The following is a 9514-nucleotide window of genomic DNA, read 5'->3' on the forward strand; positions in this document are numbered from 1 at the left end:
TATCCTTCGGACGCAGGCGGAGCCCCTTGAGGGGGCGGCGCGCCGGCGGCCGGGCTTGGAACCGGCTGGCGACCGGCCCGGAACCGGGCGGAGTCCGGCAGCGTCTTGTCGGGTGTGGACGGACCGGTGAGCCCGCCGAGGGGGGATGGGGCATGGAGGGCGCGGGGGGCCGCTCCCCGGAGCGGCCGGCGGAGGTCACCCAGGCGCTCAGGCGGCTGCGCGACGCCGGGGGACGGGCGGAGGCGGCGAGGCGGAACCTGCAGGAGCTGCGCGAGGGGCGCTGGGACGGCAAGCGCTGGTCGTGGCTGGCCAAGCGCGACGGCGTCCCGTACCTGTACCGGCTGACGCCGTTCACACGGATCCTGGCCAGCTGGGTCGGCGAGGAAGCGCCGGCGCCGCCCGCGCTGGAGGAGCTGGAGGCCGAGTACGAGCAGCGCCGCTGGGAGCTGGTCGTCGCCCAGGCGGAGACGCGCGCGCTTCTGGAGCGCTGGTGGGAGGAGCGCTACCCGGGGATCCGCGCGGGCGGCCCCGATGCGCGGTGATCGAGCGACGCCGGAGACGGCCGGGGCCGGGGGATACCCCGGCCCGCCGTCTTCCTTGGACGCCAAGTCGCCCCGGTGGGCACGACCCCGCCGGGGGCCGCCCCTCTCCGGCGGGCGGCCTCAGAGGCCGTACTGCGAGCGCACCAGGTCGAGGAGCCCCTTCTTCTCCAGCATCCGGAAAGGAAGGAGCAGGGTCAGCTGGACGGCGCCGGGGAGGCGGGAGACCTCGACGCCACCGGTGACCGTGGCGCGGTTCCGCACCTCCGCCTCGCTGACGCCCAGGAAGCGCGCCGCCCTCCGGATGGCGTTCTCGGTGGCGCGGTTGAGGTCGACGCCGGTGCCGATGAACTGGAGCGGCGCCACGTCGAGCTCGGGGGCGACGCCGATCCGCTCGCCGAGGGCGCGGGCCGCGGTCACTTCCTCCGCCGCGAAGGGGCGGGCGATGGGCGGCAGGTCCTCGGGCCGCGGCAGGAGGATCGGGCCTTCCAGCTCCAGGCCGGGGAGCACGTCGACGCGGACCGTCACGTCGGCGGTGACGTCGATGGAGTGGAGCGCCAGCTCGCCGCGGCCCATCACCGAGTGGGCGTCGCCCATGTAGACGCCGGCGCCCTCCACCTTGACCGGGCAGAGGAGGACGGCGCCCTCGCGGACGTCGCGGCAGTCGAGGTGCGCGTCGGTCCGGTGGGCGTCGAGCTGCTCCTGGGTGAGCGCGTAGGGGTGGTGCGCGCCGACGAGGCTCGCGCCGAAGTCGCCGGCGTTGTGCGAGTCGGGCATGTCGACGGAGGGCGTGGTGCCGATGTTGCCCACGTTGGGGATGACGCGGGCGACCATGCCGCTGAGCGTGTGGGGCGCGTAGAGGAGGATCGGATGCTGCTCGCTTCCTTCGGGGAGGGAGGCCTCCTCGCGGGCGCGCTCGGCGATGCGGCGGGCGTTGGCCTCGTCCACGGCCAGGGCGACGCGGTACTCGTCGTCGTAGGTGACGGTGTAGCCCTCCTCGAAATGGAAGGCGCTCGCCTCGGCGCCGCAGCGGGCGCAGCGGACCGCTTCCTCGCCCGTCCCCTCGGGGCGGCTCTCCGGCCAGGGCGCGCCGCAGTTGGGGCAGCGCTTGTCGACGAAGGGGTCGTCGCCGAAGGCCTTGGGGTTGAGCGTCATGGTGCCGGTGGCGGCGGCGTGGGAGACGACGCGGAGCCGCTCGATGGTGATGGCGACGGCGTCGCCCGGCCGCGCGCCCTCCACGTAGACGGGCTGGGTCACCTCGTGGCCGCCCTTGAAGTGCGGCGTGATCATGGGGCCCCAGCAGCCGGGCGGGGTGACGGCGCGGATCCGGCCGCCGCTGGGGATGCGGCCGAAGAAGCCGGCGCCGGGGCCGATCAGCCCGAAGATCTTGCGAACCAGGCTGATGGTGGCTCCGTAGAGATCGCGGCTCAAGAGCACCCGGTCGCCGCCTCCGCCCCCTCCAGCAGGGCTACGGCCTCTTCAAAGGCCGCCACGGTGGGGTTGTGGTGCCGCGTATAGGTGAAGCCGCTCCGGGCTCCCCCCAGGATGGCGTCCATCTCCGTGGGGCCGGGGGCGACGTACGTGTTGCTGGCGTAGATGGGCCCCACCGTGGGCGTGAAGGTCGGCGCCGGGCGGCGTTCCCCGGCGTGGACCGCGACGGTGGCGGGCGAGCAGTCGCGAAGCTCCACTGGATCGGATCCCTCCACGGCGTCGAGTGGACCGGCTCGCCGTAGCTTCTTGGAACGGGGGCGGCATTCCTTGCAGAGCAGATGGGCGGCGGGGCAGGCGGAGGATCCGGGCATCTGAGCAAGCGGAGGCGGGTGAGGCGGCGGTGGGGGACGTCATCGAGGTGGAGAGGCTCGAGAGGCGGTATGGCGCCGTGGAGGCGGTGCGCGGGGTCTCGTTCACGGTCCGGGCGAGGGAGATCTTCGCCTTCCTCGGGCCCAACGGTGCCGGGAAGACGACCACGATCAAGATGCTGGCCACGCTTCTCGATCCGAGCGGCGGGCGGGCGACGGTGGCGGGCCATGACGTCGTCCGGGAGAGGGCGCGGGTGCGGGAGGCGATCGGCATCGTCTTCCAGGACCCGACGTTGGACGACCAGTTGACGGCGATGGAGAACCTGGTCTTCCACGGTCTCCTCTACGGGCTGTCGGAACGGCAGGTGCGGGAACGGGCGCTGCCCCTCCTCCGCCTCTCCGGGCTGGAGGAGCGGGCGCAGAGCCTGGTGCGCACCTTCTCGGGCGGGATGAAACGCCGGCTGGAGCTGGTCCGCGGCCTGATCCACACGCCGGAGGTGCTCTTCCTGGACGAGCCGACGGTGGGTCTGGACCCGCAGTCGCGTGCGCAGATGTGGGAGCTGGTCCGGGGGCTGGCGCGCGACGGCGGCGTGACGGTCTTCATGACCACGCACTACATGGACGAGGCGGAGGTCGCCGACCGGATCGCCATCATGGACGACGGCCGCATCGTGGCGCTGGACACCCCGGACGGGCTGAAACGGCAGGTGGGCTCCGACATCATCCTGGTGGAGGCGGATGAGCCGCCCGCCGACCCGCACTGGGCGGAGGGTCTCGGCGTCGAGCTGCGGGGAGGCGCGCCGCGCTTCGAGGTCCGCTGCCAGGGCGCCGACCGGGTGCTGCCGCGGGTGGTGGAGGCCTTCACGGGGGTGCGGCGCGTGGAGGTGCGCAGGCCGACCCTGGATACGGTCTTCCTGACGCTGACGGGGCGCGAGATCCGGGAGGAGCCGCCGGAGGATCCGCGGCGGCGGAGGGCGAGGTGGGGCCGGTGAGGGCGGCGCGGGGCGCCTACGTGATCTGGCTCCGGGAGCTGCTCCGGTTCGTGCGCCAGCCGTCGCAGATCGTGGGCATGTTCGCCCAGCCGCTCCTCTTCCTGCTGCTGGTGGGGAACGGGATCCGCAGCGGCTTCACCCTCAACGCCGCCCGGGGAGCGGACTACCTGACGTTCATGTTCCCCGGCATCGCGGGCATGTCGGTGCTCTTCACCAGTCTCTTCAGCGCCGTCTCGATCGTCTGGGACCGGGAGTTCGGTTTCTTGAAAGAGGTGCTCGTCAGCCCGGTGCCGCGCTGGGCGATCGTGCTGGGCAAGGCGGCGGGCGGGGTGTCGGTGGCGGTGGTGCAGGGCGCCATCCTCCTCCTGCTCGCGCCGGCCGTCGGCGTCCGCCTGGGCGTGCTCACCTTCCTGGCCATGCTGGGGGTGCTGGCGCTCGTCTCCCTGACGCTGGTCGGCCTCGGCATCCTCATCGCCAGCCGGATGGAGTCGATGCAGGGGTTCCAGGTGATCATGAACTTCCTGGTCATGCCGATGTTCTTTCTGTCGCGGCTTCCACCAGCAGCTCCTCCACGGCCGGCGATGACGCGGGCGATCGCGCCGTCCGCCGGCATCGACGCGCTCCGCCACATCGTCTACGGCTCCTCCGCCCTGGAACGGGCGTTGACGCAGTTCCCGCTGGAACTGGACCTGGCGGTGACGGCGGGCGTGGCCGCGGTGCTGCTCGGCCTCGCCTCGTGGGCGTTCACCACCGCCCGGAACGTCTGACCGGAGGAGGCGGGGGAGGAGCTCCCGGTCCACCTCCCCGCTCTCCACGCCTCCTCCGGAGAGCCTCAGGGCCGGCTCGCCGTCGCCTTTCCCCGCACCTCCGGCTTGCGCGCCCGCCGCCAGGCATCCATCCCCCCGGCCAGGTGGGAGACGTCGCGGAAGCCACGGCGGAGGAGCTCCGCGGCCGCGGCCTGGCTCCTGTGGCCTGTCTTGCAGACGAGCACCACCTTCTGCGACGGCCCCGCGTCGCGGGCCAGCCGAGCTTCGCTGCCGAGCGGGTAGGAGAGGGCGCCTTCGATGTGGCCCGCGCGGAACTCGCGACGGGTGCGAACGTCGATCAGCACCAGGTCCGGGCGGGCTTCCAGGAGCGCCTCGAGCTGGTCGGGGGTGAGATCGGCCAGCCCCCGGGGATGGCGGAACAGGTCGAGCAGAGTCGTCTCCTCGTCCCTCCCTTGCCTGCTCGACAAAGAATACCGCCGGCTCTGGAAATGCCGGAAGCCTTCCGCAGCGGAGCGCCGGGCCTGCCGGCTCCGTCTTGGGTGGCGGGCCCGGCCCGGCGAGGTCCGGCGGTCGGATGGCCCCCACCCGAAGCCTCCCCGGTGCCGGGCGGGCTCCGGTGGGTGGGAGGTCTCTAGCGGCGGCGTCCACTCCGAGGGTCGTGGAGCGCCGGGGCGGCCGCCTGGCGTGTCGCCTCCTCGCGCGCTTCCTTCCAAGGCTCCCGGGCCGCGTAGCCCCTTTCCTGCGCGTCCTCGGCCTCGAGGACGTCGGCGGCCGCATGCCAGCGGGACGACAGCTCGTCCAGGAAGCGGGCGCGCTCGCCCACCAGCACGTCCTCGGCGCCCGGGTGGGTGGGATGGGCGCCCGACTCGGCCACCATGGCGCGGAGGGCGGCCGGGTTGTCGATGATGGGGCACGGCGCGTAGTGGTTGGGCGAGAAGGGGATGCGCCGCTGGTAGGCCGCGAAGAGGGGGCTCCGGAGGATCTCGAGAAGCGAGGATTCGCGGATGTTGTGGGTGGCGAAGTGGACGAAGGCACAGGGTTCCGCTTCGCCGCTGGGGGTGATGTGCAGGTACGTCCGTGCCCCCGCGATGCAGCCCTGCGTGAAGTGCCCGTCGTTCCAGAAGTCGGCGATCAAGATGGGCCGGGTCCGGCGGAGTTCGTTGACCCGGCGGACGAGCCAGGCCCGCTGCTCCGGCCGGAGCATCAGGTCCAGGTCGGCGTCCGGCCCCACGGGCACGTAGTGGAAGCTCCAGAGGTAGACCACGCCCTTCTCGATGAGGAAGCTGATGAAGTCGTCCGAGAAGACCTCTTCGACGTTCCGCCGGGTGACGGTGATCGACGCGCCGAAGAGGACGCCGCGCTCGCGCAGCCGGTCCATGGCGGCCATCACCCGGTCGAAGACACCGGGACCGCGCCGGTCGTCCGTCTCTTCCCTCCACCCCTCCAGGCTGATGGCGGGCGAGAGGTTGCCCAGCTCGGCCAGCCGGTCGGCCACCCGGTCGGTGATGAGCGTGCCGTTGGTGTAGACCATGAACGATGCGTCGGTATGCTCCGCCACGACGTCCAGGAGAGGCTTGTAGGCGAAGGGTTCGCCGCCCGAGAGGACGAACCAGTAGATTCCCAGCTCCTTGGCCTCCCGCAGCAGCAGGTCGAAGCGCTCGCGCGGGATGAAGGGGCCGCGGGCGTAGCCGCCCGCCCAGCATCCTTTGCAGCGGAGGTTGCAGCCCGAGGTCGGATCGATCAGCAGGAAGACCGGGACGTGGACACCGTGTCGCTGTTCCGCCGCCCGCCGCTGGGACGGCGCGAAGAGGAGCTGGTGGATGGCCCAGTTGGTCACGATCCGCTTCACCATGGTCCGGTTGGTCAAGAGCTGCCGCGCCCGCTCCGCGATGGCGGGGTCGCCGCTCACGCGCCGCCGGAAGGCGAGGAACTGCTCCCGGACCCCCGGGTCGCGGACGAAGCGCTCGACGGTGTCCAGGATCCGGTCCAGCCGGCCCGCCGGATCCGGCATCAGATACGAGACGGCGGCGTCGACGGCGGCTTCCGCCGTCCGCCGGGCGACGGCCAGCTCGGCCTGGCTCCACCAGGATCGCCCGTTCATCGCTTCCGGCATGGAGATGCACCCCCTTGTCAGATGGGACCGGCGCCCATCGCGGCGGGGCGGCCACCCGCCCGGCCGCGACCCGGCCGCGATGCTACGAAGGACCAGCCTCCGGCCGTGCACGGGGATCGATCATCGGAAGTTTCAAAGCATTTGAAAGGGAATTTGGAAACAAGGCGAGGCCGTCCGGATCCCGCCGGCCCGCGAGACCGGGCACATGCGGCTTCCTGGGCGCAGGCGGAGGCTTCGACACGGGCCGCTCACCCTTTGGCAGATGTTCCGGCATCGATCCCGCAGGCGCAGGCTCACCCGCTCACTTGTGAAACTAGGAGCATCGGGAGGATCTGTCAAGGCGATGAACACATCAGCTTTAGTTGCAAGTTTTCAACGCAGGATCCTGCTCAAATGGAAATTCAGACGAGAGGCCGGGAAGCTGTCCGCGGGACAGCCGGCCCCGCGAGGCGGCGGTGGAGGCCAGGAGATACCGCTCTTCTCGCGGAACCCACTCGGGCGGTGATGTGCGGCGATGTTCACGCTGGTGGTGGGCGCGCGGCGGAGCGGCAAGTCCACCTTCGCCGAGCGGCTGGCCGCCTGCCTTGAGGAGGAGGCGCACCTCCCCGTCACCTACGTCGCCACCGCCCGCCCGGACCACCCGGAGATGCTGGAGCGGATCCGCGCGCACCGGGCGCGGCGGCCGCCGGCGTGGGAGACGCTGGAGCCCGACGCCTGGCGGCCGGAGGCGCTTCCTGCGGCCCTGGAGTCCCTGGCGCAGGAGCGCCTCGTGCTCCTGGACGAGGCGAGCCTCTGGGTGGCCACCTGCCTGGACGCCTGGGCGGAGACGGGGCCGGGGGCGGGGGTGGCCGAGGCGGCGTACCGGCGGCTGCTGGCGCGGCTGGTGAGGGCGCTGGCGGGGAGGAGGGCGCCGGCGGTGGTGGTCAGCGGCGAAGCCGGGGCGGGGATCGTGCCGCCGGATCCGGGGGCGCGCCGCTTCGTCGACTGGCTCGGCCGGCTCAACCAGGAGCTGGCTGCCGAGGCCGGGCGCGTGGTCTGGATGGTGGCCGGCCTGCCGCTGGCGGTCAAGGGGGAGCTGCCGGAGTGCGCGCGCGCACGCTGATGGTCCAGGGGACCGGCTCGGGCGTGGGGAAGAGCTTCCTGGTGACGGGGCTCTGCCGCCTCTTCGCCCAGGCCGGGCTGAGGGTGGCCCCCTTCAAGGCGCAGAACATGTCGCTCAACGCCTGGGTGGCGGCCGACGGCGGCGAGATGGCCCGGGCGCAGGCGGTCCAGGCGGAGGCGGCCGGGGTCGAGCCGCGCGTCGAGATGAACCCCATCCTCCTCAAGCCCAAGGGGGACGGCGTCAGCCAGGTGATCCTCCGCGGGCGGCCCCTGGGGGACCTGGGCGCGGGGGCCCTCTGGGCGGAGGGGGAGCGGCTCTGGGCGGCGGTCGCGGAGGCGCTGGACCGCCTTCGCGAGGCCTTCGACCTGGTGGTGATCGAGGGTGCGGGGAGCCCGGCGGAGCTGAACCTGCGCCGCCACGACCTGGCCAACATGCGCGTGGCCGGGGCGGCCGGCGCCCCCGTCCTCCTGGTCGGCGACATCGAGCGGGGAGGCATCTTCGCGGCGCTCCTGGGCACGCTCGACCTCCTGCCGCCGGAGGAGCGGCGGAGGGTGCGGGGCCTGGTGGTCAACAAGTTCCGCGGCGACCTGCGCCTCTTCGAGGACGGGGTGCGCATCCTGGAGGAGCGGGGCGGCGTGCCGGTGGTGGGGGTGCTTCCTCGCCTGGAGGTGGAGATCGAGCCGGAGGACGCGCTGGACCTGGGCGGGCGCGCGGCCTGGACCGCGCCGGCGGCCGAGCCCGGGACGCTGGAGATCGCCGTGGTCCTCCACCCGCACCTCTCCAACTTCAGCGACCTGGAACCGCTCCGCCGCCGGCCCGGCGTCCGCCTCCGGCCGGTGCGGCGGCCGGAGGAGCTGGGGGAGCCGGACGCCATCCTCCTCCCGGGCAGCAAGAACACCGTCGACGACCTGCGGGCGCACCGGGAGAGCGGCCTCGCGGCCGCGGTGGTGGCGCGGGCGCGGGCGGGGAGCGCCGTCGTGGGCATCTGCGGCGGGCTCCAGATGATGGGCGAGCGGCTCGACGACCCCGACGGCGTCGAGGGCGAGGCCGGCGGGTGGACGGGAGGAAGCCTCCCCGGTCTCGGCCTCCTGCCCCTGGAGACGCGCTTCCTGCCCGGGAAGCGGACGCGGCAGGCGGAGGGGCGCGTGGTGGCGCCGGCGCAGGGCTGGGAGGGCCTGGCCGTCCGCGGCTACGAGATCCACTCCGGCCGGAGCCGGCTTCTGCCCGGCGGCCGGCCCTTCGCGCTCCTCCGCCCGGCGGGGCCGGGGGGGCCGGGGGACCGGGACGGGGCCGGCGGGGCCGCCGCGGCCTCCGCGCCCGAGGAAGCGGACGGGGCCTTCGCCTCCCCCTTCCTCTGGGGCAGCTACCTCCACGGCCTCTTCGAGAACGAGGCGCTGCTGGAGCGGTGGCTGGCGGAGCTCCGGGCGGCGCGGGCGCGACGCGCCCCGGGGGCCGTCCCGGCCGGGTCGCGGGCGGAGGCAGGGGGGCCCGGCGCCGGCGCGGGTTCGGCCTTCGGCCGGAGCTGGCGGGAGCGGCAGTACGACGCCCTCGCCCAGGCGCTCCGCGAGCACCTGGACCTGGAGCTCATCGGCTCCCTGGTCGGGGTGCGGCTGGAAGCGGGGAGCGGCCGGTGACCGGCGCGCTCGGGGCCCAGGCGCCGGGGGCGGTGGCGCCCGCCCTGCCCTTCCTGGCGGCGGCGGCGCTGGACGCGCTTCTCGGCGACCCGCCGCGTCCCACCCATCCGGTGGTGCTGATCGGGCGCTGGATCGCAACCTGGGAGCGGCTCCTCCACGGCGGCCGGACGCCCGCCGCCCGGCGGCTCCGGGGCGCGGCGCTCGCCCTGCTGACGGTGGCCGCGGCGGCGGGCCTGCCCTGGGCCGTGCTCGCCTTCCTGGCGGCGCGCTGGCCGGCCGTCGCCCTCCTGCTCGCCGTCTGGTGGCTCGCCACCAGCCTGGCGGCCCGCGACCTGGCCGGGACGGCCCTGGCGGTCCGCGAGCGTCTCCTCGCCGGCGACCTGCCCGGCGCGCGGCGGGCGGTGGGCCGGATGGTGGGGCGGGAGACGGACCGGCTCGACGCCGCCGAGGTGACGCGGGCGGCGGTGGAGTCGGTGGCGGAAAACGCCAACGACGGCGTGGTCGCGCCCCTCTTCTGGGCCTGGGTGGGCGCGGTGCTGCCGCCGCCGGGCCTCCCCGGGTGGGCGGG

Annotated in this window: 10 protein-coding genes; 6 read left to right on the forward strand and 4 right to left on the reverse strand. The window is 73.9% G+C overall.

The window, feature by feature from the left end:
- Positions 1-152: 152 nt before the first annotated feature.
- Positions 153-542 (forward strand): hypothetical protein, encoded by a 390-nt coding sequence (locus QJR14_07655; GenBank protein ID MDI3317474.1) that lies wholly within the window; start codon positions 153-155, stop codon positions 540-542.
- 120 nt (positions 543-662) lie between these two features.
- Here the strand turns inward: QJR14_07655 and QJR14_07660 are convergent, their stop codons facing one another.
- Both QJR14_07660 and QJR14_07665 read right to left on the reverse strand, forming a co-directional pair.
- A complete protein-coding gene (locus QJR14_07660; protein ID MDI3317475.1) occupies positions 663-1976 on the reverse strand; it encodes an acetamidase/formamidase family protein in 1314 nt (437 codons plus the stop codon).
- Positions 1967-2227 carry a PLP-dependent transferase gene (locus QJR14_07665; GenBank protein ID MDI3317476.1) on the reverse strand — a complete coding sequence of 87 codons (261 nt, stop codon included), beginning with the start codon at positions 2225-2227 and terminating at the stop codon, positions 1967-1969. Before QJR14_07665 ends, QJR14_07660 begins: the two co-directional genes overlap by 10 nt.
- A 143-nt stretch (positions 2228-2370) precedes the next feature.
- Here QJR14_07665 and QJR14_07670 point away from each other — a divergent pair, with 143 nt between their 5' ends.
- Both QJR14_07670 and QJR14_07675 read left to right on the forward strand, forming a co-directional pair.
- Complete coding sequence (locus QJR14_07670) at positions 2371-3330, forward strand: ATP-binding cassette domain-containing protein (protein ID MDI3317477.1); 960 nt, start codon at positions 2371-2373, stop codon at positions 3328-3330.
- Complete coding sequence (locus tag QJR14_07675) at positions 3327-4097, forward strand: ABC transporter permease (protein MDI3317478.1); 771 nt, start codon at positions 3327-3329, stop codon at positions 4095-4097. The genes QJR14_07670 and QJR14_07675 overlap by 4 nt, the downstream gene beginning before the upstream one ends.
- Before the next feature lie 65 nt (positions 4098-4162).
- Here QJR14_07675 and QJR14_07680 read toward each other — a convergent pair whose 3' ends face one another.
- Positions 4163-4564: a rhodanese-like domain-containing protein gene (locus QJR14_07680; protein MDI3317479.1), complete on the reverse strand. Its 402-nt coding sequence runs from the start codon at positions 4562-4564 to the stop codon at positions 4163-4165.
- A 164-nt stretch (positions 4565-4728) separates the two neighbouring features.
- On the reverse strand, positions 4729-6210 hold the full coding sequence (locus tag QJR14_07685; protein ID MDI3317480.1) for a radical SAM protein: 1482 nt from the start codon (positions 6208-6210) through the stop codon (positions 4729-4731).
- 514 nt (positions 6211-6724) lie between these two features.
- Here QJR14_07685 and QJR14_07690 point away from each other — a divergent pair.
- The 3 genes from QJR14_07690 to QJR14_07700 all read left to right on the forward strand — a co-directional run.
- Positions 6725-7312: a bifunctional adenosylcobinamide kinase/adenosylcobinamide-phosphate guanylyltransferase gene (locus tag QJR14_07690; GenBank protein MDI3317481.1), complete on the forward strand. Its 588-nt coding sequence runs from the start codon at positions 6725-6727 to the stop codon at positions 7310-7312.
- On the forward strand, positions 7294-8946 hold the full coding sequence (locus tag QJR14_07695) for a cobyric acid synthase (GenBank protein MDI3317482.1): 1653 nt from the start codon (positions 7294-7296) through the stop codon (positions 8944-8946). The genes QJR14_07690 and QJR14_07695 overlap by 19 nt, the downstream gene beginning before the upstream one ends.
- Positions 8943-9514 (forward strand): CobD/CbiB family cobalamin biosynthesis protein (locus QJR14_07700; GenBank protein ID MDI3317483.1); only part of this gene is annotated, 572 nt, incomplete at its 3' end. The genes QJR14_07695 and QJR14_07700, both read left to right, overlap by 4 nt.

Source organism: Bacillota bacterium (genome assembly GCA_029961055.1).
Taxonomy (GTDB): domain Bacteria; phylum Bacillota; class Sulfobacillia; order JAIMAT01; family JAIMAT01; genus JAIMAT01.